The 22,993-nt window shown below is 57.0% G+C and carries 20 protein-coding genes; 11 read left to right on the forward strand and 9 right to left on the reverse strand.

All coding sequences use genetic code 11. From position 1 onward, the window contains the following. The first annotated feature begins 99 nt into the window (after positions 1-99). The 4 genes from C5Y96_RS27175 to C5Y96_RS23185 all read left to right on the forward strand — a co-directional run bounded on the left by C5Y96_RS27175 (position 100) and on the right by C5Y96_RS23185 (position 4,394). On the forward strand, positions 100-330 hold the full coding sequence (locus C5Y96_RS27175; protein ID WP_146115780.1) for a hypothetical protein: 231 nt from the start codon (positions 100-102) through the stop codon (positions 328-330). A gap of 218 nt (positions 331-548) precedes the next feature. Next, complete coding sequence (locus C5Y96_RS23175) at positions 549-2,093, forward strand: sulfatase (RefSeq protein ID WP_105358388.1); 1,545 nt, start codon at positions 549-551, stop codon at positions 2,091-2,093. 48 nt (positions 2,094-2,141) lie between these two features. Next, on the forward strand, positions 2,142-3,455 hold the full coding sequence (locus tag C5Y96_RS23180) for a sulfatase (protein WP_105358390.1): 1,314 nt from the start codon (positions 2,142-2,144) through the stop codon (positions 3,453-3,455). A 249-nt stretch (positions 3,456-3,704) separates the two neighbouring features. After that, positions 3,705-4,394, forward strand: a complete 690-nt coding sequence (locus C5Y96_RS23185; RefSeq protein ID WP_105358392.1) for an ankyrin repeat domain-containing protein — start codon at positions 3,705-3,707, stop codon at positions 4,392-4,394. A gap of 26 nt (positions 4,395-4,420) precedes the next feature. On the opposite strand, the gene C5Y96_RS23190 is transcribed toward C5Y96_RS23185, so the two are convergent. From C5Y96_RS23190 to C5Y96_RS23205, 4 genes are read right to left on the reverse strand one after another with little or no spacing between them, the layout of a single operon-like run. Further along, positions 4,421-5,959 carry an iron chelate uptake ABC transporter family permease subunit gene (locus tag C5Y96_RS23190; protein ID WP_105358394.1) on the reverse strand — a complete coding sequence of 513 codons (1,539 nt, stop codon included), beginning with the start codon at positions 5,957-5,959 and terminating at the stop codon, positions 4,421-4,423. Then, on the reverse strand, positions 5,959-6,759 hold the full coding sequence (locus C5Y96_RS23195; RefSeq protein WP_233199068.1) for a metal ABC transporter ATP-binding protein: 801 nt from the start codon (positions 6,757-6,759) through the stop codon (positions 5,959-5,961). The genes C5Y96_RS23190 and C5Y96_RS23195 overlap by 1 nt, the downstream gene beginning before the upstream one ends. Then, positions 6,756-7,262, reverse strand: a complete 507-nt coding sequence (locus tag C5Y96_RS23200; RefSeq protein ID WP_105358397.1) for a hypothetical protein — start codon at positions 7,260-7,262, stop codon at positions 6,756-6,758. Before C5Y96_RS23200 ends, C5Y96_RS23195 begins: the two co-directional genes overlap by 4 nt. A gap of 2 nt (positions 7,263-7,264) precedes the next feature. Further along, the gene (locus tag C5Y96_RS23205; protein ID WP_105358399.1) at positions 7,265-8,164 is read right to left on the reverse strand and encodes a metal ABC transporter solute-binding protein, Zn/Mn family; all 900 of its coding nucleotides are present in this window, start codon (positions 8,162-8,164) and stop codon (positions 7,265-7,267) included. A gap of 206 nt (positions 8,165-8,370) precedes the next feature. Here C5Y96_RS23205 and C5Y96_RS23210 point away from each other — a divergent pair, with 206 nt between their 5' ends. From C5Y96_RS23210 to C5Y96_RS23225, 4 genes are all read left to right on the forward strand, one after another. Then, on the forward strand, positions 8,371-9,789 hold the full coding sequence (locus C5Y96_RS23210) for a PQQ-binding-like beta-propeller repeat protein (protein WP_105358402.1): 1,419 nt from the start codon (positions 8,371-8,373) through the stop codon (positions 9,787-9,789). 190 nt (positions 9,790-9,979) lie between these two features. Further along, positions 9,980-10,678 (forward strand): glycosyltransferase family 2 protein, encoded by a 699-nt coding sequence (locus C5Y96_RS23215; RefSeq protein WP_105358404.1) that lies wholly within the window; start codon positions 9,980-9,982, stop codon positions 10,676-10,678. Further along, positions 10,675-11,034 (forward strand): DUF2304 domain-containing protein, encoded by a 360-nt coding sequence (locus tag C5Y96_RS23220; protein ID WP_105358406.1) that lies wholly within the window; start codon positions 10,675-10,677, stop codon positions 11,032-11,034. The genes C5Y96_RS23215 and C5Y96_RS23220 overlap by 4 nt, the downstream gene beginning before the upstream one ends. A gap of 8 nt (positions 11,035-11,042) precedes the next feature. After that, positions 11,043-13,262: a tetratricopeptide repeat protein gene (locus tag C5Y96_RS23225; protein WP_105358408.1), complete on the forward strand. Its 2,220-nt coding sequence runs from the start codon at positions 11,043-11,045 to the stop codon at positions 13,260-13,262. On the opposite strand, the gene C5Y96_RS23230 is transcribed toward C5Y96_RS23225, so the two are convergent. Then, entirely contained in the window at positions 13,259-14,338 is a 1,080-nt protein-coding gene (locus C5Y96_RS23230) for a hypothetical protein (protein WP_105358410.1), read from the reverse strand. The genes C5Y96_RS23225 and C5Y96_RS23230 overlap by 4 nt on opposite strands. Before the next feature lie 215 nt (positions 14,339-14,553). On the opposite strand from C5Y96_RS23230, the gene C5Y96_RS23235 reads away from it, so the two are divergent. The 3 genes from C5Y96_RS23235 (at position 14,554) to C5Y96_RS23245 (ending at position 19,320) form a co-directional block, all read left to right on the forward strand. After that, the gene (locus C5Y96_RS23235; RefSeq protein ID WP_105358412.1) at positions 14,554-14,745 is read left to right on the forward strand and encodes a hypothetical protein; all 192 of its coding nucleotides are present in this window, start codon (positions 14,554-14,556) and stop codon (positions 14,743-14,745) included. 138 nt (positions 14,746-14,883) lie between these two features. Beyond that, positions 14,884-17,907, forward strand: coding sequence for a DUF1553 domain-containing protein (locus C5Y96_RS23240; protein ID WP_105358414.1), 3,024 nt, complete (start codon positions 14,884-14,886; stop codon positions 17,905-17,907). A gap of 18 nt (positions 17,908-17,925) precedes the next feature. Further along, positions 17,926-19,320 carry a DUF1501 domain-containing protein gene (locus tag C5Y96_RS23245; RefSeq protein ID WP_105358416.1) on the forward strand — a complete coding sequence of 465 codons (1,395 nt, stop codon included), beginning with the start codon at positions 17,926-17,928 and terminating at the stop codon, positions 19,318-19,320. A gap of 117 nt (positions 19,321-19,437) precedes the next feature. On the opposite strand, the gene ndk is transcribed toward C5Y96_RS23245, so the two are convergent. The 4 genes from ndk to C5Y96_RS23265 all read right to left on the reverse strand — a co-directional run bounded on the left by ndk (position 19,438) and on the right by C5Y96_RS23265 (position 22,916). Then, positions 19,438-19,896 carry a nucleoside-diphosphate kinase gene (gene ndk, locus C5Y96_RS23250; RefSeq protein ID WP_105358417.1) on the reverse strand — a complete coding sequence of 153 codons (459 nt, stop codon included), beginning with the start codon at positions 19,894-19,896 and terminating at the stop codon, positions 19,438-19,440. 91 nt (positions 19,897-19,987) lie between these two features. Next, complete coding sequence (locus C5Y96_RS23255; RefSeq protein WP_105358418.1) at positions 19,988-20,311, reverse strand: hypothetical protein; 324 nt, start codon at positions 20,309-20,311, stop codon at positions 19,988-19,990. A gap of 138 nt (positions 20,312-20,449) precedes the next feature. After that, positions 20,450-21,685: a M16 family metallopeptidase gene (locus C5Y96_RS23260; protein ID WP_105358419.1), complete on the reverse strand. Its 1,236-nt coding sequence runs from the start codon at positions 21,683-21,685 to the stop codon at positions 20,450-20,452. After that, on the reverse strand, positions 21,660-22,916 hold the full coding sequence (locus tag C5Y96_RS23265) for a M16 family metallopeptidase (RefSeq protein WP_233199069.1): 1,257 nt from the start codon (positions 22,914-22,916) through the stop codon (positions 21,660-21,662). Before C5Y96_RS23265 ends, C5Y96_RS23260 begins: the two co-directional genes overlap by 26 nt. Positions 22,917-22,993: the final 77 nt, after the last annotated feature.

Genomic DNA, 22,993 nt, shown 5'->3' on the forward strand with positions numbered 1-22,993 from the left:
CTTTGTTACAGAAGCGCATCACTCATAAAGTGCACACATACGGCCTCAGATCGGTGTCTTTCCGGGGCGTTACGTCACAATTCTTGATGAGTAAACGCGATGAACTCTGCCCACGACCAACACGAATCCAACAGAGCGTTCTCGCTCGAGAACGCACCGGCGGTGATCGTGCGCGCACGCAAAACTTTCGTTTGTTCGTCGTGCGGCACACTGGTTAAGATACCGGCCGAAGCGGTCGGTCATTTGGCTTACGCCTTCGATTCATCTCCGCAAGAACAACTCGCTATTATACCAGCTAACCCGCCGACGACCGTCAGCGGTCCTCCGTGAGCCTTTTGCATCCCCTCTTCCCGTAGAGGCGAGGGGACCGGATTTCGCTTGCCTGAAGTTCTATCATCACTCGAAATGTACCGTTCTTCTCGGGCGTGTTTGATGCTGCGCAATTGCGAAATCACCCAAAGTTGACCTGCACCCGGAAGCGTACGATACTAGATTGGCCCTCTCATCTTCCCACCCATGCCCATAATACGTTGGAGAACCACCTGATCATGCCCTCGTTGAGTTCCAACCGCAAACTTGCGGCCTTGCTGCTGATACTTTCAGTGGCGACGCTGTATCTGTCGTTTGAAAAGCAGGCCATGGCGATCGAGCCTGGCAGCAAGCCAAATGTTGTCTTCATCCTGATCGATGACATGCGCTACGACGCGATGGGCTTCACGGGACATCCCTTCCTGAAGACCCCTGAAATCGACGCAATGGCGGCTCGCGGAGCGAACTTTACCAACGCGTTCGTCACCACGTCGCTCTGCTCGCCGAGTCGTGCGTCGATTCTCACTGGGCAGTACATGCACAATCACGGTGTTGTCGATAACAACGATACCGACATGTCGCAGACCATCTTCTTTCCGCAGTACCTGCAGAAGGCCGGTTACAAGACAGGCTTCTTTGGCAAGTGGCACATGGGAGGTGGCACCGACGCCCCTCGACCTGGCTTCGATCAATGGGTCAGCTTCCGCGGCCAAGGGCATTACATGCCGCCAGGGCCGAAGTGGACGTTGAACGTCAATGGCAAGTCGGTTCCACAGAAAGGGTACATCACCGACGAACTGACCGACTACGCGATCGACTGGCTAGAGTCTCTCGACAAAGACCAGCCGTTCTTCCTGTATCTGTCGCACAAAGCGGTGCACGCTCAGTTTGTCCCAGCCGAGCGACATAAAGATCTATACGCCGACGTCGAAATTAAGCTTCCAGCTTCCGAGGCCAATACCGACGAGAACTACGAAGGCAAGCCGATGTGGGTCAAGAATCAACGAAACAGCTGGCACGGCGTTGATTTTCCCTATCACTCGTCGCTCGATATTAAGGAATATTACCGCGACTACTGCCGCTGCATGAATGCCGTCGACGACAGCGTCGGGCGCGTTCATAAGTACTTGAAGGACAACGACCTGGCCGACAACACGGTCGTCATGCTGATGGGAGACAACGGCTTCCTATTCGGCGAACATGGCCTGATCGACAAGCGCAACGCCTACGAGGAATCGATGCGTGTTCCCCTGGTGGTCGAAGCCCCTGGCATTCTGGCACCTGGCTCGACGGTGGACGCTGTCGTGGCGAACATTGACATCGGGCCTACCATTCTCGAACTGGCCGGGATCGAAACGCCCAAGCAGATGGACGGCATGAGCTTCCTGCGTATCGCCTCGGGCAAGATGGACGCCAAAGATTGGCGGAAGCATCTCTTGTACGAATACAACTGGGAATGGAACTTCCCGCACACACCCACCATGTTCGCGCTACGCGGCGAACGGTACAAGTTCATTCAATACCATGGCATTTGGGACACCGACGAACTGTACGATCTGGAAAATGATCCGCACGAAATGAAGAACTTGATCCACGAACCAGGCCTGCAAAGCACGGTTCGCGACATGCGTAACGCGTTGAATCAAGAGCTTAAGAATCGCGGTGCCATGCAAGTTCCCTTCGGGGCAAAGCGTGGGCCAGGTGCCAACCTGCGTCTTGAAGCAGGCCCGCAAGCCGCTGAATTCCCCCAGAACGTTCTGCGTGAAAAGGACGGCAAGCAGTAACGACTCTGCTCTTCTGACAATCAATCTTCCACCTTGGGAAAACTCCTTATGCGTCTTGTGATTACTGCTTTATTTGCTTTGACAATGGTAGCTGGGTTCAGCGTTCGCGTGGCGTGCGCTGCCGACCAGCCCAACGTCGTGATTCTGCTTTCCGACGATCAGCGCTGGGACGACTATTCATTCCTTGGCCACGAAGCGATCAAAACGCCGAACATCGATCGGCTGGCGAGCCAGTCGTTGGTATACGAACGCGGCTACGTCCCTTCTTCGCTGTGCCGTCCTTCGCTGGCCAGTCTGTTCACGGGGCTCTACCCGCACCAGAACGGCATTACCGGCAATGACCCGCGCGAGAACAAACGTACCAACGAAGGCCGCGCCGTTCTGGTTGATCGGTTCCAACAAAATCCTCGCCTGGCCGCGATCCTCGGTCAGCATGGTTACGTCAGTTTCCAGTCCGGCAAATGGTGGGAAGGAAACCCTTCCAGCGGCGGCTTTACTGCGGGGATGACCCACGGCGATGTCACCAAAGGAGGACGCCACGGAGACGTTGGGCTGACGATCGGTCGTAAGACGATGCAGCCAGTGATGGACTTCATCGACAAGGCCGTCGCCGAGGACAAGCCGTTCTTCCTGTGGTACGCACCAATGATGCCTCACCTGCCGCACGATCCTCCGAAACGTCTCCTCGATAAGTACACCCAGGACGATCGCCCGCTGGAAATCGCCAAGTACTTCGCCATGTGCGATTGGTGGGATGAAACGTGTGGCCAGGTGCTTGACCATCTCGACAAGAAGAACATCGCCGAGAACACCGTGGTGATCTACCTGTGCGACAACGGCTGGATTCAGGAAGCCGACAAAGGGGGCGGAGCCGTCGGTGGGCCCAAGGGAAAGCGTTCTGTCTACGACGGGGGAACTCGTACCCCAATCATGATTCGCTACCCAGGCCACGTGAAACCGGCCCGCAACAAGAGCGACCTGGCCAGCAGCATCGACGTGGTGCCTACTATTCTCGATGCTGTCGGCGTGAAGACCGACTACAACTTCCCCGGCATCAGCCTGTTGGATGAGGCCAAAGTCGACCAGCGAAAGGCGATCTTTGGCGAGATCTACTCGCACGATATCCCCGATTTCCGCCACCCCGAACAGGGGCTTCATTACCGCTGGATCATCGACGGCGATTACAAGCTGATCGTCCCCAGCGGTCTGGATGAAGGGGAATATGGCCCCGAGAAAGTGGCACTATTTAATGTCACCAAGGATCCTGAAGAAGAGCAAAACGTGATTGCCGATCATCCAGAGATCGCAGCCGATCTACACAAGAAGCTCGATGCGTGGTGGAATCCCACGCTACAGAACTAGAACCAGCGCGAAGCGTAAGATGCAGCGCAAATCGCTGCATCTTACGCATTCTTTCTCGTCTGGGGCCAATGCATGAAGGCCGCGTAAAGTTCTGAAGGAGTTTGCACGATCTGTCCCCCGTTCTCTTTGTTCCGGCGGATCTTCGGGCATCATAGTTTGTGGCAAGGTTAATCAGGCGGTACCCATTCGGGCAGCTATCCCAGCATAGTTTTGTGTCTCTCTGCGCAAATCCCTCGGGATCGAGATACCATGCAATATCGCTGTCCGCTGTGTCAGACCAATGGGGTCGTTCCCGATAAAGCTCGCGGGCACGAAGTGTTGTGCCTGAAGTGCCGTGAGCATTTCTTCATCCCCGACCAGTCGCTGGAAGAACGAATCAAGCTCGGCATCTTTTATGCCGCTCGAAGAAACGACGGCGAGGTGATCATCGCCCTGGCAGAGAGCGGGGCAAACCTTGATGTTCAAGAACCCGATACCGGGCACACGCCCCTTCATATCGCCTCGTACTATGGAAAGCTATACGCCGGACGCGAGCTAATTCAAAAGGGGGCTTCGCTTGAAATCCGCGCATCGAAGACCGTGCAGACGCCGCTATTCTATGCGGCACGCGAGAACAACCCCAAGATCGTCTGCTGGTTACTAGAAAGAGGTGCTCAGCCGAACTGCCAAGACCCCGACGGCACGACGCCGCTGCACTGGGCAGCTCGAAAAGGGTACCTGGAAGTCGCGCGAGCCTTGGTCGACGGCGGGGCCGATCATCGTGTCGAGAACCATACTGGGCTTCGGCCCCTTCAGTTTGCCGTATCGTATCATCAACCGGATCTAAGGGACTATCTTATTTCGGTCGAGCGAGCGACCCAGTTCATGCAGAACCAGCGGACCAAGGCCAACACGAAAAAGGGAACGCTCAACAAGTTCCTGTTTGGCTTCGGCGAGTAAGCGAATCTTAACCCAGCCCCAGCAATTTAGTTGTGGGCCTCTGGGGTATCCACCAAACGCACCGTAATGGAATCGGCCTGGTGGTGATTGAGATGGAGATACATAGTGCTATCGTTTACCTGGAAGGTCCACGTTTGTTCGTTGTCGGTTCGCGGACCTGTCGTCAGCCGATCGCCGATCTCCAGGTCGAAGCTTCCTTCCGGCACCACTAGCGTGACCTCGGCCACGTGCCCCTCGCGCAGCAGGCTCGCATGCACTTCCTTGCCAGGAACCAGGTGCACAAAGTCTTCCGGGATCTCTTGGCCATGGGGATCGGTGATCGGATGCCCCAGGCGATCGTCGAGATAGTCGACCGCGGCTTCGTCGTTCACGTGTTCCAACAGATGGGCACGATCGTGAATCTCTTCCTCAGGCATGCCCAGGCGAGCCAGGTAGGCTTCCCAAATTCGATGAGCACGCATCAGCCGCCGCGCTTCCAGTTCGCCTGACTCGGTCAGTTGGTATGCGTCGTTGTCCTTCGGCTCGATCAGTCCGCGGGTCACCATTCGGTCGAGCGTGCGTCGAAGACTCTGCCCATCGGTAGGTACATTGGCTATGATCGTTGCCAGCGAAGTCTCCAGGCCTTCGCTCCGCCGCATGCAGCCGAGGATGTCTTCGGCAAGCGTTTGAGGGATCGCGGCTCGTTTGCGAATCCAGGTCGAAAGCAGCCCGAAATTCGGCGAAAATACCAGCACCACCATGAACTGAAATGTACTGAACAGCACGATCGGCGGGCTCGTGGCGACATTCAACCATACCGACAAATAAACGCCGCAAATAACGCTTGAAACTCCAAATAGAGCTGACAGCGCCATCATGTGGCTCAGGCGGTTGGTCAGCAAATACGCCGTCGCGGCCGGGGTAATCAGAAGTCCCACGACCAGGATCACGCCGACAATCTGCACCGCGCTGACCACCACTAGCGACGTGCAAGTGGTCATCAACATGTGAATCAGCAGCACCGGCAATCCGATGGAAGCGGCCATGATCGGGTCGAATGACGTGAGCAGCAACTGCCGGAACCAAAGGATCGTGACAAACAAAACGACTGCCGTTACACCGGCCATCATCCATAAACGTTCGGCATCGACTGCCAGGACGTCCCCCATCACAAAATGGAAGAGATCCAAATGAATGTAGTGCGAAAACATACTGGCCAGCGCGCCACCCAGCGCAAAGATGCCGGTATACATGATGCCGATTGCCGTGTCTTCTTTGACGCGCGACACACGCGAAACAAAGCTCACCATCAGCACAGTCGTAAACCCTGCCAACAGAGCGCCGAGAATCATCCCGGCAAAGTGAGCTTCGTGCCCATATACCACCTTCATCAGCAGGTAGCCGCCGGTCACGCCAGCGAGCATTGAGTGCGAAATCGCGTCACCCAGAAAGGCCATCCTTCGCAAGATGATCAAGCAACCCACCACGCCTGAGGAAATCGCCACCAGGCAGCCTGCCACTACCGCACGTAACAGGTAGCTGTTGCCTTGAAAAGGCTCGATGAAGAGAGAATACAAAGCGTCCATTACTTCGCTTTCTCCTCGATGACGCGTCGCAGGTGCTCGAACGCACGCACGTTGCCGTCGTACACCTCACTCAACAGTTCCGGCTGCAAGATTTGCAGCGGGGTGCCGAAGGCGAACAGCCGTTGTTTCAATAGTATCAGTGCGTCGAAGAATTCCGCCGCGGTAGCCAGATCGTGATGTACGACAACCAGCGTGCGGCCTGACTTCTTGGCGTTCTCCAGCACGTTCAAGATCGCGCGTTCGGTCGCTGCATCGACACCTGCGAAGGGTTCGTCCAGCAACACTACCTGGGCACCTTGCGCGAGAGCGCGGGCCATGAACAAGCGCTGCTGCTGTCCGCCGGAAAGCGCCCCAATCTGGCGTTTACGAAGATCGGCCATTCGCACGATCGACAGGGCTTCTTCCACGATTTCCCAGTCGGCCTTGGAAGGTCCCCATTGCCACCACGGAATATTGCCGTAGCGGCCCATCATGGCAACCTCTTCCACAGTCACCGGGAAGTCCCAATCAACGCTGCCGCGCTGCGGGACGTAGGCAACCAGCTTGCGTGTTCGCTCGACCGGCGTGCCAAAGATTCGCACGTCACCGACATCAGGACGTAAGAACCCAAGAATCGCTTTAATCAATGTCGACTTGCCGGAACCGTTGGGACCGATGATGCCGACGAGTTGCCCTTGCGGGATTGCAAACGACACGTCCAGCAGCGCAGGAACGGCCCCGTAACTGACGGTCAGATGTTCGACTTCAATCGCCGGTACGCTGGTATCGGCCGCTGGTGAGATAGGGGCGTCGGTGATCACGGCTGCTCCTTAGGCAAGGAAGCATCGCTGTCGACGTCGAACGAAACGCGGCCGACCAGTTTGGTATCGGTACCAGCAGCCCAGATCGTTTGCGACTCGATCGGTTGCAGGCCGCTGCCCTGATACAACTCGATGTGGATTGCCTTGGGGGTGATATCGGACGAATTGGCAGGGGTCATATCAATCAGAAATTCATTCGTGCCGCTGCGAAGATCGAGATCGAGCGTGGTATCGATCGGCTGGCCGGCGGGAATGGGCTCGTCGATAGACAGAACTGGCCTGCCCAGCAGCGAAACGCTAAGCGACGAGGCTTTCGAGACGTCTTCGGCAAACGGATCGACGCCAGCATCGAAGGTCGCTACGATCCGCAGGCGATAGGTGCCGTGGACTTCGCGGGCCTCGGTCTCGGCCGCAGGCATTTGGTTCTCTGCGAGAGTCTGCTGATAGAGCCAGGTGAGTCCCAGCACCAGCGAGGCAGTCAGAATGGCGACAACAATACGCATAACTATTTCAATGCCTGAACGATGGTGATGACATTCTCACGCATCATTCCGATGTAGGTTTCTCCGGCAGTGTCGGGGCCGCCCATCGAGTCGGAATAGAGTTCGCCACCGATCTTCACGCCAGCCTCGCGGGCAATCTCGCGAACCATCGTCGGATTGACGGAGGTCTCGACGAAGATGGCTTTGACCTTGTGATCGCGGATGGAGTCAATTGTTTCCTGACGCCGCTGCGGTGTGATGCCTGCACCCACTTCATCTCCCGTCGACCAGCCGACTGGTGTTGCCGATTGCATTCCGTAGGCATGGCAAAAGTAGTTGAACGCATCGTGACTGGTAACCAGCACGCGCTGCTCGACCGGAATATTGTTGATTTCGCGGACAATCCAACTGTGAAGCGTGCGGAGTTGATCGAGGTACAGCCCCGCGCGGCTGCGGTACTCGTCGGCATGTTCGGGATCGAGTTTGATGACGGCATCGCGAATGTTGCGAACGTAGATCGCCGCGTTGGTGCACGAGAACCACACGTGCGGATCGTGCATGGCCTGCTCGATACCGGGGACCTGCAGCGGCTGGCAACCTTCGACACAGGTCACTATCGGGCGGCCAGTCTGGGTGGCCAGTTTGTTCATCCAGTCGTTCCCTTCCAGATGCCAGCCGTTTTCCAGACACAAATCAGCGGTTGAGACCAATTGGGCATCGCCAGGCTTCTTCTCGTAGAGGTGTGGGTCCTGGCCAGCGGCAAGGATGCATTTGACCTCCATCCGGTCGCCAACTACCTGTCGCGCGAAGTCGGCGACCTGGGTTGTAGAGCACACAATCACCTGCCGCTTTTCCTGGGCAAACAGGGTCGTGGGAAGCAGGATTGCTAGAAACAAGCTGATGGCATATCGGCGCGTGAACATAATTGGTATAGCCAAAGCAGTATTTTTGATCACTCAAAACATCATAGATAGCGGTGTAGATAAAAACAAGGGCTAATGAAGTCACCGTAGCGAAGACAGAAACTTGCTATTTAAAGGAGCGATGGTCGAAACTTCGCCGAAGTTGATCGGTTTCATTGGGTACAGGCCATTCGAATAGCTAAACCTCCTCCCGGAAGAGATCTGTCATGAAATCTTCGTCTGCTGCGATTTTCTTGCTCGCATTTGTTCTCTATGGTGTTGCTATTGCGGAAGTTACGGCCGCCGAAAACTCTAGCGGGGATTGGGCCAATTGGCGCGGTCCGTCGTTCAATGGCAGTTCTCCCAGCGCTAAGCCTCCTGAGAAATGGAGTGAGGAAGAGAACGTTCGCTGGAAAGTTGCCATCGACGGGAAGGGGAGTTCCTCGCCGATTATCTGGGGAGACAAGCTGTTCCTTTTGACAGCGGTCCCCGTCGAGACCGAGAAACCCGCGGAAGTAGCGAAGGAACCAGAGGCCGCGCAGCCAGAAGCCCCGCAGCCGCGCGAAGAGTCGGCCGCCCCTCCTCGCCGTGGTCCTCGTGGTCGAGGTGGCTTCGGCGGTGGTGCGGCCCCAACCACGCCGATGGATTTCACGGTCGTTTGTTTAGATAAGTCGACCGGCGAAAAGATCTGGTCGACCGTTGCCGTTCAAGCGACTCCGCACGAATCAGGTCACAACACCAACACGTTCGCTTCCTCATCCGCCGTCACCAACGGAGAGATCCTGGTGGCATTCTTCGGTTCGCGTGGCATTTTCTGCTACGACATGAACGGAAAGCTGATCTGGAAACGCGACCTGGGAAAACAACAGACGCGCAACGCGTTCGGCGAGGGGAGCACGCCAGCACTTTACAAGAACACGGTGATCATTCCGTGGGACCACGAAGGGGACTCGTTTGTCGTGGCCCTTGATGCAACCACTGGCGAAGACTTATGGAAAGTCGACCGGGACGAAGCAACTAGCTGGGCGACGCCTATCGTGGCCGAGCACAACGGTACGGCTCAGGTGATTCTCAACGGAACAACCCGCGTTCGCAGCTACGATGTGGCCACCGGCAAGCTGATCTGGGAATGTGGCGGCCAGGCCACTAATCCGATCGCGACGCCCATCATCTACGACGGCAAAGCGATCTGCATGACAGGCTACCGTGGGTACGCCGTCTACGCGATCAGCCTTGACGCGAAAGGGGACGTGACCGACAACGACGACTTCATTGCCTGGAGCCGCTCGGACGTGGGGCCTTATATCGCTTCGGCCACGCTGATGAATGACCGGCTGTACGTCACTAAATCGCGCGATGGGGTGCTGTATTGTCTCGATGCCAAGAACGGCGAGACCTTGTTCGGACCGGAACGCTTGCCAGAAGCTTCGACGCTGTATTCGTCGCTGGTCGGGGCCGATGGGAAGGTTTACGTGTCTGACCGCGACGGCACGACGGTCGTTTTGGAAGATGGTCCAGAGTTTAAAGTCTTGGCCGTCAATCAGTTAGCAGAAGGAATCGATGCCTCGATCGCTTTGAGCGGCAATCAATTGTTCCTGCGTACCGACGGGCATTTGTACTGTATCCAGCAGGCCGATTCTAAGTAATCGCGTTCCCTGTTTGCTAACAATCGCGAAGAGCGTATTCACGAAGTCTTCACACTGCCTTCATCGGCCAGCGACGGACCTTCGGTGAAAATGTGCTGAATTGTTTCGAGCGTCTCGGTGGATCTACGTGAGGTCCAATCCCAGACACTGGCAAGAGAAGCATATTTCACGAAACGAAAGTCTTGCTGATATGCCGTCAGAGGCAACCTCAAGCCCTCACATTTGGATTGTCGTGCCTGCCTACAACGAGGCTGCACGTATCGGGCGTACGATCCAAGGCTTAGTCCATCATTTCCGCAACGTGGTCGTCGTTGACGATGGCTCGAAAGATGCTACGTTCGACGCGCTGAAAGGCCAACCTGTATGGGCGCTGCGACATCCAATCAATCTGGGGCAGGGGGCAGCGCTGCAAACGGGGATCGACTTTGCCGTGGCCCATGGTGCTGAAGTCGTCGTCACCTTCGATGCTGACGGTCAGCATGATGTGCATGATATTCAGCGTCTGGTCGAACCGGTGGTGTCGAAGCGCGCCGAAGTTGCACTCGGTTCGCGATTTCTGGGTACGCAGGCCATTAACATGCCAACCAGCCGCTGGTTGATCCTCAAGATGGGCGTGCTGTTTACCCGCATTTGTTCGCGTATCAACGTTACCGATACCCACAACGGGCTGCGAGCCTTGTCGCGGGCGGCGGCTACCAAGCTGCGAATTCGCCAGAACCGGATGGCCCATGCATCCGAGATCCTCGATCAGATTCAGTATCTGGGCCTGAAGTTTGAAGAAGTGCCGGTCACCGTCCATTACAGCGACGCGGTCTTGGAAAAAGGCCAGCAGAACTCGGCAGCCGTGAAGGTGGCCGCGCAATTCCTGCTGGGAAGGATGGTGCGATGAACCTATTTCAATGGGCCGCTTTGACGTTTATTGGCTGCTCGCTGCTGGTCGAAGTCGTTCGCGCGATAAGCAGCAGGCGTTTGAGCTGGACGAAGTCGTTTCGCATTACCATCTGGCTGGGCGCGGCGATCTGCGTCGTGACCCCAGGCATCGTCACGCGGGTAGCGCAAACAATTGGCATCGGTCGCGGTGCGGATGTTTTGATTTACGTTGTGACGTTGATCTTTATTGCCACAACGTTTTACTTCTATTCGCGGTATACGCGGCTGCAGCGGCAAATCACCGACCTGACACGGTATCTGGCGATTCACGAAGCGAAGCATCCCGAAACGTCGCCTGCCGATTGTGATCACTGAGAGCTGACGTGTCGCAACGGTCAAACGCAATTCCAAAGCAGGTCGCAGCTTCGACGCAGCGCGAAAGCTGGGCAACTCAACTGGTGCAGCATACGCTGTCGATGCGCGTCATTCTGGTAGTGGCCGTGGTCGCTGCTTATCTAACGTCGCTGGGCGGATCGTTCGTCTTTGATGACATTCCGGGAATTGTCGACCAGGAACACCTCGATGACGTAGGGGGTGCCCTGAGTGGGATGCTGCGGATGCATTCACGGACAACGACGCGGCTGTCGTTTGCATTAAATACCGCACTGTTCGGCAAGTCGGCGTTCTACTTTCACATAGTGAACCTGCTGATCCATGTCGTCAGTGTGTTGACGCTGTTCGAGTTGGTCCGTGGTTCGATCGAGTGGTGGAACCAACAGCACACTCCGTTTTTGAACGCGAGCCTGACCGGTTTTTTGGCGGCGCTATTCTGGGGCTTACATCCCCTGGGGACCATGGCCGTTACCTATATCGTGCAGCGTCACGAGTCGTTGATGGCGATGTTCTATTTGCTCACCCTCTACTGTCTACTGCGCGGCCAACGCGCGACCGTGGCCTGGCCGTGGTACGTTGGCAGTATCCTCTGCTGCTGGCTGGGGATGGGGGCGAAGGAGGTCATGGTGACCGCCCCGCTAGTAGCGCTGCTGTACGATCGCTGCATTTTGTCGAGCACATGGCGCGAACTGGTAATCAAACGCGGATGGGTTTTCGCCCTGTTTCTGATGCCAGCGTCAATCCTAGTTGTGCGGAATCTGGCGATCTTTCAGACTGGTACCAAAGTCCACGGTTTCGTCCTGGGAGAGCACGAAACGGCCTCATCGTGGTTGTATCTGTGGACCCAGGCAGGCGTTATCGTTCATTACCTGCGGCTGTCGATCTGGCCCGATTACCTCACGTTCGACTACGACTGGCCGGTCGCAAATCGTGAAGTGGAGTACCTGCTGCCAGCTCTCTTTATCGTGGGGCTGCTTGCTGTTTCGTTCTGGCTCGTGATCAAGCGACCGGCGATTGGCTTCGTGATGCTCGCGTTCTTCTTCATTCTAGCCCCGACGTCCAGTATCGTACCGATTGTCGACGTCGCGTTCGAGCATCGCATGTATTTGCCGCTGGCTTGCGTGTGCGTGCTGGCCGCGATCGGGCTGAGCACGGCGGTTCAAACGTGGCGGGCGAGTCAGCCAGACGAATCGAAATACCAAATGGTGCTGCTGATCGGATTGACGCTGGCCATGCTGCTGGGGATTCGCACCGCGTACCGCAACCTCGACTATCATTCACAGATCGCGCTGTGGAGCACGACCGTCGAGTCCCGTCCGATGAATTTGCGAGCCAATCATAATCTGGCCCAGAGACTTCGCCACGCAAACCGCCTGCCAGAGGCCGAGCAGATGCTGCTACGATCGATCGCCTACTGCGAACAGCATGGCTACGAATCCTTTCCGCTGCATGGCGACCTGGCCGAAATTTACGTTTATACGGGGCAATTTGATCAAGCCTATCAGCGCTTTCAAGTCGCGCTCGATGCCGCTAGGGCACCACAGGAAGAAATCAGCGCGTATCACCAACTACTGCGTAACCGCAAGCTGGCGGAAATGCGGACCAGCTACGGGGCGCTGTTAGATCTGATGCAACAGCCTGGCGAAGCGGCGAAGCAGTTCGATCTGGCGATTGAACTTCGCCCTGATGTGGCCCAGTGGTATGTCATGGCAGGGCACGTATACCGCAAGGCAGGCAACGTGGATATGGCCCTGGCTAGGTGGAAACGAGCCCTCGAACTGGCTCCGGATCGAGTCGACGTGGCTCGCGATTACAGTGTCCTGCTGGTCGAAGCAGGAGATTACAGCGAGGCGGACAAACGCCTGCGACAAAACCTGAAGCAGCACCCCGAAGACCTGGCCATGCAGTTTCAACTAGCGCGACTTGAGGCCGCCGCTCCGGTAGCGGAAGTTCGCCAGCCCGAGGCCGCGCTGGCTCGCTGCGAGCAGCTATTAAAAACTTACCCACAGCACGCGTTCGAAATTCAAAATGTTCAGGCAATGGCCCTGGGCAATGCAGGACGTACCGACCAGGCAATTGCCCTGTTGAAATCGCTACGCAAGCAAACTTCCGCCTCCGATGCCGAGGTCCGTAACGACCTCGACATGATGTTGGCACGCTTTGGGCAAAGCCAGCAGGTGCTGCTCGCGGAGAAGGAGACGCCGCGCTAGGTCAGTCGCTTTAGTTTCGACACGCGGCCGGTCGATACCCATTCGGCGACAAAGATATCGCCGTCAGGGCCGAAACAGGCATCGTGCGGATGGACGAACTTTCCTTCGATCCAATTCTTGGGCTGCGTGCGGAGTCCCTTTTCGGAAGTAACGCGTTTCACGTCATCCCCCAACTGAGCCAGGACATTATAGTCTTTGTCGACAATCGACAGCCGGGCATGTAGTTCCGGCACGATCATCCACTCGTTCCACGTATCCAAATTGGCAGGCAAGCCGAAGCCACTAACCGTGCTCAGGTAGTTCTGGTCTTTATCGAATACCTGGAGCGTGTGATGCGCCCGGTCGCAGACGACTGTCTTCGGATTGGCGGCATCGCGGCGATCGATCCAGATACCATGCGGTGTGGCGAACGTTCCCTTGCCATCGCCCGGCCCGCCGAACTTGCCTTGCCAGTTGCCGTCTTTGTCGTACTTGTGAACGTAGAACGAACCGTACCCATCGGCCAGGTAAAAGCCGCCGTCGTCGAGGAAGGCGAAGTTAGTCGGCATGAAGCGGTCACGCCCCCAAACCTTTTCAGGCTTGGTCGCTTCCCCTTCGGCATAGACGCCTGCTTCCATGGGGGCGTACTTCTGCCAGACGGTCTCGCCTGTCTTGGTAAGCTTGGCGAACGATTTGACCTGCTGGTAGGCGCATACGTAGAGAAACTCTTCGCCACCTTCGTTGCGAACCTCGATCCCATGGCCACCACCCTGGAACTGGTTACCGAACGCTCGGATGAACTTGCCGTCCTTGTCGAAGACGAAGATCGACGGATGATCCTTCAACTCGGGATTGCCTTCGTGGATGACGTACAGGTTTTGCTCGCTGTCGACGGCCACATTGTGGGTGGTTTGCCAGTGGTACTGATCGGGTAGGTTTGGCCAGTCGTGGGAGATCTCGAACTGATATCCCTCCGGCCCGATGACCATTCTCGAGCCTGATTTGTCGCTCGCATGGACAGCAGGAGAAGGGAAAAGGCCAGTTGCAGCCAGAGTTAGGGCCGAACCGGCCAAAATTGCTTCGCGGCGTGTAGGCATGGGGTAGACTTGAAAAGATGGGGCAGAGAACCGTCGGCTGGTTAAGCCAAGACGCGGCCCAGACAGGGCAGGAAGTGACGATATTGCCTGTTCTACGCCCAATTTGCATCAATGGCAAACACTTTCTTGCGGCTTGTTTGGCCGCGAGTGATTGAAACCAACTAACCTCCCAATTATCCTAAACTCCTTAATCGGGAATTCAGGAAACCCTCGTCATGCAAGATTTGCTCCTACTTCTACTTTCGATGGTCGCCTTTGCGGGCGGATTTCCAGGGGCTTGGTGGGTCGCTGACAAGCAGCGCCCCGACAATGCGATTGGCATTTTCTTTGGTACCCTTGGCATGCTGATTGTTGGCGGGGCCGGACTTTTCGGGGTCGTGATTCTGGCTGCCAAGCAGTTCCAATAGAACCTCTGGGCCAGTCGCCGGCCTGATCTGCAATCCCAAAGAGCTTGAACTTCGCTGCTGCAAGTGGTAGGATCCATTGTCCTGCCCGAATTGCCAATTAGGGATTGGCATCTTCCCATCATCCAAGCAGCTTTGGTTATGTCCTGCGTAAACTCGAAAACGCGGTTGCTCTTCTCCCTGTGTATCATCTGCCTGAGCGTATCGGTCGCTCGCGCGGCGGACGAGAAGATCGACTTCGCTACCCAGATTCGCCCGATTCTCTCGGACCGGTGTTTCCACTGCCATGGTCCCGACGCCCAAAGCCGAGCGGCCGATTTAAGGCTCGATGAACAGGATGCGGCCCATGACTATGCCATCGTTCCCGGAGACCCGGAAAGCAGCGAGGTCTTCCTGCGGCTGACCGATCACGACCCGGAAGTACGCATGCCGCCGCCGGAATCGAATCGCACGGTCTCCCAGGAAGAGATCGAACTAATTCGCCGCTGGATCAAGCAAGGTGCCGAATACCAACAACATTGGGCTTTTCAGCGAATTGAAAAGCCGAGTGTGCCTGAGATCGCCAACGATGACTGGTCGCGTAATGAAATCGACAAGTTTATCCTGGCGAAACTGCGAACTGAGAACGTAAAACCCAATCCGGAGGCCGAGACTTGGCGGCTGCTGCGTCGGGTATCGTTCGACTTGAATGGCTTGCCGCCAACGCTTGAGCAGTTGGATGCCTTTCAGGCCGATCCCAGCGAAGCCAACTACCTAAAGCATGTCGAAGAGCTGCTCGCTTCGCACCACTATGGCGAACGCCTGGCGGCCGAGTGGCTCGACGCAGCGCGGTACAGCGACACGTATGGCTACCAGGTCGATCGTGACCGCTACGTTTGGCCGTGGCGAGATTGGGTCATTCGTTCTTTGAACGCCAACATGCCGTACGACGAGTTTGTCACGCAGCAAATCGCTGGCGACCTGCTGCCGGATGCCACGAAAGATACGATTCTAGCGACCACCTTCTGTCGGCTTCATCCGCAAAAGGTAGAAGGGGGAAGCATCCCCGAAGAGTTCCGTGTGGAGTACGTCGCCGACCGCTCACAGACCGTCGCGACGGCCTTCCTAGGGCTGACGATGGAGTGCTGCCGTTGTCACGACCACAAGTACGACCCACTCAGCCAGCGCGAGTATTACCAGATGTTCGCGTTCTTCAATAGCATCGACGAAGCGGGGCTGTACTCGTTCTTCACGCCATCGGTTCCCACGCCGACACTGCTGCTGACCGACGACAAACAGGCCGCCACTTTGAAGACACATGATCAGCAGGTAAGCGACCTGGAAACAGCGCTGGCGATAGTCGTCCCGCCAATGGTCGCCGACCAAGAGACGAGCGTGACGTTGAGCGAACCGATCGAGAGCGTCGATTTCGAGGACGCCAAGGTCGGTGGCAACAAGTCGGTCGAAGGGCCCAAGGGAAAAGCGGTTCAGTTAACTGGTGACGATGCGATCAACCTGAAGCAGGGGAACTTCCAGCGGCATCAGTCCTTCTCGGTTTCGCTGTGGATGAACACACCCGACGTGAAAGAGCGGGCCGTGATCTTCCACCGCTCAAGGGCCTGGACCGATGCGGCCAGTCGCGGGTACGAGCTTCTACTGGAAGATGGCAAGTTGAAATGGTCACTCATCCACTTCTGGCCTGGCAACGCGATCAGTATCAAAGCGAAAGAAACGCTGCCCGTGGGTGAATGGAAGCAAGTCGTCGTGACGTACGATGGCTCGAGCCGGGCCAACGGCTTGAAGATCTACGTCGACGGTAAGCCGATCGAAACGGAGGTCATCCGCGACAAGCTTACCAAGCAGATCACCGGTGGCGGGAACGATCATATCACCATCGGCGAACGGTTCCGTGATCGCGGCTTCACCGATGGGCTAGTCGATCAGTTTGCCGTTTACGACTACCCCCTGACTCCTGCCGAGGTGGCCGTTCAAAGTGGTGTGATCCCAACGCCCGAGCAAGTGGCCAAGTACCAATTAGAGCGTCGACATGATACGTGGAAGGAAGCCTACGCAAAGCTTTCCGAGGCCCGTAAGGGGCGTAACGATGCGTACGACAGAACCAGTGAAATCATGGTGATGCGTGAGCTAGAGTCGCCTCGTCCCACCTTTCTTCTGGCACGTGGAAACTACGATGCCCCGACCGACCTGGTCGAGCCGAAGACGCCGGAAGTACTGCCGCCGTTCGAGGAAGACTGGTCACACAACCGGCTAGGTCTGGCCAAATGGATCGTCGATCGCGATAACCCTTTGACCGCCCGCGTGGCCGTGAATCGCTATTGGCAGTTGCTGATGGGGGAAGGACTGGTTCGTACGCCGGAAGACTTCGGCAACCAGGCCAGTCCGCCGACGCATCCTCAGCTGTTAGACTGGCTGGCAGCTGATTTCATCGAGCATGGCTGGGACGTCAAGCGTCTCTTGCGGCAGATTGTGACCTCGTCGACTTACCGTCAATCGTCGGAGGCTTCCCAGGAGATGATTCAGCGCGATCCAGAGAACAAACTATTGGCCCGCAGCGGGAAGTTCCGCCTATCGGCCGAGATGGTGCGCGACAACGCTTTGATGACCAGCGGGCTGCTGGTCGATGAAGTGGGTGGACCGCCCGCCAAGCCGTACGAAGTCTCCAGTTCCTTCAAGCCCGTGAAGCACGATAGCGGCAAGGGGCTTTATCGCCGTTCGCTCTATACGTTCTGGCAGCGAACGAGCCCCGCGCCAGCGATGATGACCTTCGACGCTTCTAAGCGAGACGTCTGCCAACTGAAGCGTGAGCGAACGTCGTCGCCGCTGCAAGCATTAGTGCTGCTAAACGGTCCGCAGTATGTCGAAGCGGCCAAGATGCTGGCCGTGCGGGTACTGAAGGATGAGAAGCCCACGACCGATGAGGACCAGGTTCAAACGGTCTTCCGGTTGCTGACCAGCCGAGCGGCGAATCCTCAGGAACTGGAACTGCTGGTGAAGCTGTACGCTCAACAGAAGAATCATTTCCGGGAACAACCTGAGGCCGCCAAGAAGCTTTTGGCCGCCGGTGAGGCGAAGGTCCCTGATCAACTTGATTCTGCGGATGTAGCGGCCCTGACCGTCGTGGCCAATACGGTAATGAACTTCGACGGCAGCGTTACGCGTCGCTAACACAAGCGAGAGAACCCAATGATTACACGACGACAAGTCCTGCAAACTTCTGCCTGGGGTTTTGGTGGATTGGCACTGAGCCAAATGATGGCGTCGCAGTCGGCTGCCTCAGATGGGGTGTTGACCCAGCTGCATCACACACCCAAAGCAAAGCGGGTCATCTTTCTGTTTCAAGCCGGTGGTCCGTCGCAGCTCGATTTGTTCGATCACAAGCCGCTACTAGTCGAGAAGCACGGCGAACAGTTGCCGGCTTCCGTGCGAGGCGAGCAGCGATTGACTGGCATGAGTGGCAACCAGTCGAGCATTCCGCTGGTAGGATCGCCGTTCAAGTTTCAGCAGTACGGCCAAAGCGGCACATGGATGAGCGAACTGCTACCGCACACCGCGAAGATGGCCGACGAGATCAGTGTCATTCGTTCGGCCCATACCGAAGCGATCAATCATGGGCCGGGGGTAACCTACTTTCAAACAGGCTCGCAGATCCCGGGGCGTCCGTGCATTGGTTCGTGGATGAGCTACGGTCTGGGAAGCGAGAACGAGAACCTGCCTGGCTTCGTCGTGTTGGTGACGAAAGAGAAGGGGGGCCAGCCGCTGGCTGCCCGGCTGTGGGGAAATGGTTTCCTGCCGTCGCATCATCAAGGGGTACAGTTCCGCAGTGGGGGCGATCCGGTTTTATACTTAAACAGCCCTGAGGGGATCGATCGTACGAGCCGCGAGAACGCGCTGGCCAGTCTCGACCAGCTACACCGAATGCAGTCTTCCGACGCGTTGATCGATACGCGGATACGACAGTATGAGCTGGCGTTTCGCATGCAGGCCTCGATCCCTGTGGTAACCAACATTGCCTCGGAGCCAGACCATGTTCTGGATATGTACGGGCCGGATGCTCGCAACCCAGGGACCTTCGCCGCAAACTGCCTCCTGGCTCGGCGACTGGCCGAGCAGAACGTACGCTTCATTCAGCTGTATCACCAAGGGTGGGACCACCATGGCGGCTTGCCTGGGGGCATCAAGAAGCAGTGCCAGGAAACGGATCAACCGACGGCGGCCCTGCTGCAAGATTTGAAGCAGCGCGGGATGCTCGAGGATACGCTGGTGATTTGGGGTGGCGAGTTCGGCCGCACGAATTACTGCCAGGGGAAGCTCGGCCCTGGCAATTTCGGCCGCGACCACCACGGCCGCTGCTTCACCGTGTGGATGGCTGGGGGTGGAATCAAAGGTGGCGTTACCGTGGGGACGACCGACGAATATGGTTTCAACATCGTCGACCAACCGGTCCACATTCACGACCTGCAAGCGACCATCCTGCACGTGATGGGGATCGATCACGAGCGGCTCACGTTCCGCCACCAAGGCCGGGCGTTTCGCTTGACCGATGTGCATGGGCACGTGGTGCAGCCGATCTTGGCTTAAAGAGGATTAGCCACAGAGGTCACCGAGACAAGAACGCAAAAGAGTCCACATCGTTGTGGACTCTGTGGCTAAGGCAGTCCTTCTTAATAAGGGACAGCCGGTTGTGCTTCGGCCAGATTACTCGTCGTCGGCACGCATCCATGGCGTGAGGACTGGGGTGTGGCTGACGATCTCTGCGGCGTCGAAGTAGAGATCGATTTCGCGCTTCGAGGCTTCTTCGCCATCCGAGGCGTGCACCAGGTTCATCTGGCGACTGCTGCTGAAGTCGCCACGAATGGTGCCGGGGTTGGCCTTCAGACCGCTGGTGGCACCCAACATGTCGCGAACGACTTGAATAGCTTCCAGGCCTTCCAGAACCATGGCCACGACGGGAGCGGCGGTGATGAACGATTCCAGGCCGGGGTAGAACGGCTTGCTGACGTGCTCGGCGTAGTGCTGCTTGGCCAGATCAGGGGTGATCTGGATCAGCTTCATCGCAATGATGTTCAGCCCTTTGTCTTCGAATCGGGTAAGGATGCGGCCAATCAGGCGGCGTTCGACACAGTCAGGCTTCAAAAGAACGAGCGTACGTTGCATTGCATTAAACTCCAGGATCACTTGTGAGAAGGCGGATTCTAGCGAATTCGCTGATTTTGCTCAACCAGGAGGGGCCGCAACGCATGGGAACTTAACGCGATTTTGGGAGGATTATGATCGGTGCCTCATTGCTGACCGCCGTCACGTTTTGCTTTGCAGGCGTAGGAACCTGCTCTTCCATGGCCGGCATGGCATGCACGGGGGCATCGTACACCGGATAATAGGGCTGATACGAAGACAGCTCGCGGGCGTGCTTGGTCGGCTTATTCCAGGGATCTCCCTTGGAATGGTACCCGTCGCTCCAAAACTCGCCGCAGTACCGCAGCAAGGCGTTCCAGCCAGCTTCGGCCGGCATGGGAGCAACAACCAAACCGAGAAGTACGAGTGCCGCCGTCAGGTAGATTCTCTTTGTCACGATACTCGCTCCCGTTGGAAAAATAGTACCTTCTTCGACTGGTTCCAGTATCCGTTATCGGTGCCCTGCTGGCAGTGCAAGCAGGGCTTTTGGGGGCATCTGGCCGAAAGCCAGTTCACGTGGTAACGGCTGATCGAGCTACGGAAGATGTAACGCCGTCAGCGGTCCGACCGCCGTGGTCGAGGTCTTGCGCAAATCGTACTTCTCTAAAAGTCGTCCGATGTCCTCGAGCTTGACCTTCTGATACGACTCGACTGTTTCCTTGACCGTTCGCAGGCTTTTGCGCTGCGTCCAGCTTGATCCGACCGAAAACAACCGGCTTGAGGGGCGTTCACTCCGCAGCACGACGTGCGAACAGACCTTGTTCTTGGCCAGGTCGAGCTCGCGCTGGGTGATGCCGTCGGTCATCAGTTTTTCGACTTCATGGTTGACCACTTCCAGCACACGCTGGGCGTCTTGCGGGGCACAGCAGACGTAGTTCATCATCACGCCGCACCCTTGGAACTCGTACGATTCCATCGCGGCGAACTCTGCCAGGCCTGGGTCGACCAGTTCCCAGAAGAAGCGGCTACCGACGTCGTCCCCCATGATTGTGGCCAGAAGTCGCGCCGCGTACCGGGCTTCGTCTTCCGAGCCAGGGGACTCGGCCAGCTGAATGACGTACTGCTGGATCGAGGTCTCTTTGGTGACGAGCTGGAAGTTCGACTGGCCAACCGGACGGTCCGTGATGCGAGAGACGTTGTACTTCTTCCAACTGCCGCACAACTGGTTGGCCTGATCGACAAGCTTGTCAAAATCGACATTGCCGGTGGCGACCAGCGTCATGTTGGTCGGGCTGTAGCGCTGCTGGAAATAGGCCATCATCTGCTGTTGGCTTAAGTCGCCGACTGACTGCTGCGTGCCGAGGACACTGTTGCCCAGTGGGTGCTTGCCGAACCAGGCTGCCATGCTCTTTTCGTGACCGCCGTAAGGAGGCTGGTCGTCGTACTTCATGATCTCTTCGAGGATCACCTTCTTTTCGGTATCGAAATCCTCTTGCCGCAATGTGGGGCGCATGATGTCGGCCAGCAGGTCGACGATCTGCGATTGCAGTTCCGGCAGGACGACGGCGTAATAGACGGTCTGCTCTTCGCTGGTGAACGCGTTCGACTGCGCACCGAGTTCGTCGAGTTCTCGGTTGACGTCTTCGGCCGTACGGCGCGCGGTCCCTTTGAAGACCATGTGCTCCAGGAAGTGACTAACGCCGGCGACTTCCGCCGATTCGTCACGAGAGCCGGTCTTTACAAAGAATGCCGTGGCAAGCGAATAAGCATTCGGGTTGACTTCGGCAACGATATCCAAGCCGTTATCAAGCGTCGCCTGGCGAAATTTCACTCGAAACCTCCAATCTCTTTGCACCGATGGTTGTCACCCGATAGTCTTTGGGCGGATTCTTTTCCAGGTAGGCGTTGATGGTTTCGACACTGATTCCATCCAGTATCGTCTCTAACTCTTCCATCGTCCGAATCCGGCCGAGGTGATACCAATCTGCCGCCAGCGAAGAGGCGCGAGACGAACTCGATTCCTGCTGCATGATGATCCCGCTCTTGAAGCGAGCTTTGAGCCGCGTCAATTCATCCTGGCGGACGCCCTTAGGCAGTTCGTTGAACTGTTCGATCATGACATCGAGCGTCTCTTGAGCCCTTTCGGTGCTAGTCCCGGCATAGGCCAGAACGGCCCCCTGGGTTTTAAGCGAGTTGCACGAAGCATAAACCGTATAGCACAGTCCGCGCTTCTCGCGGACTTCGCTAAACAGACGCGAGCTCATGCCGTCGCTCATGATGCCGATAGCGGCACGGACCTGGTAGAAGTTGGGATCGGAAATCGGCACCCCTTTAAACCCGAGACCGACGTGCGTCTGGCTCGATTCAAAGGGAATATGAACATACTCAGGAAGGGTCGAACCGAGGTAGCTCGTTTGCCCGGGGCGCGACTTCCAATCGCCGAACAGCTTTTGAATCGTTTGCTTGAGCCGATCCCAATCGAAGTTGCCAGCGACGGAAATGATTGCTTCGTCGGGGCGAACCCACGTATCGAAATACTCCTTGGCGACATCTTCGGTCAGTGCCTCGACGCTGGCCAGAGTCCCTGTCGGGTGCCAACCCCAAGGATCGGGATACATCTGCCGCCGCAGACTAAGCATCGTTTGCTGATGCAGGTCGTCTTCCAGGGCACGGAGTTCCTGAAAGCATACCTGCTTGGCGTCTTCGAACTCATCGGCCAGGAAGTGAGGCCGCTGCACGAGATCGGCAAAGATACCGAGCGTGGCATCCAGGTTCTCGGCCAGCAGTGCGCCGCCGAAAGAAAGATGGCTGGACGAAACGCCGCCGCCGCGGGCCACACCCAGGTTATCGAGCGCCTCGACATATTCTCGGCTATCGAGATCGCCACAGCCGCGTTGGACCCAATCGCAAAGGAGGTTCGCGACACCGCGATTCGATTCATCTTCGCGCTGCACGCCAGCCGGGATCACGATCGAAAACGCTGCCGATTGCAGCCATGGCATCGACTCGGCGAGGAGGGTCAGTCCGTTGTCGAAACTCTCGGAGTAATAAGTGGAACGCACGTTTTTGCCGTCGCTTCCCGCTGTTGCAAATAAGTCCGAAGATAATAGAGATGGGTTAATCCCTGATTTAAACGGGC

The sequence above is a fragment of the Blastopirellula marina genome (assembly GCF_002967715.1).
Lineage (GTDB): Bacteria > Planctomycetota > Planctomycetia > Pirellulales > Pirellulaceae > Bremerella > Bremerella marina_B.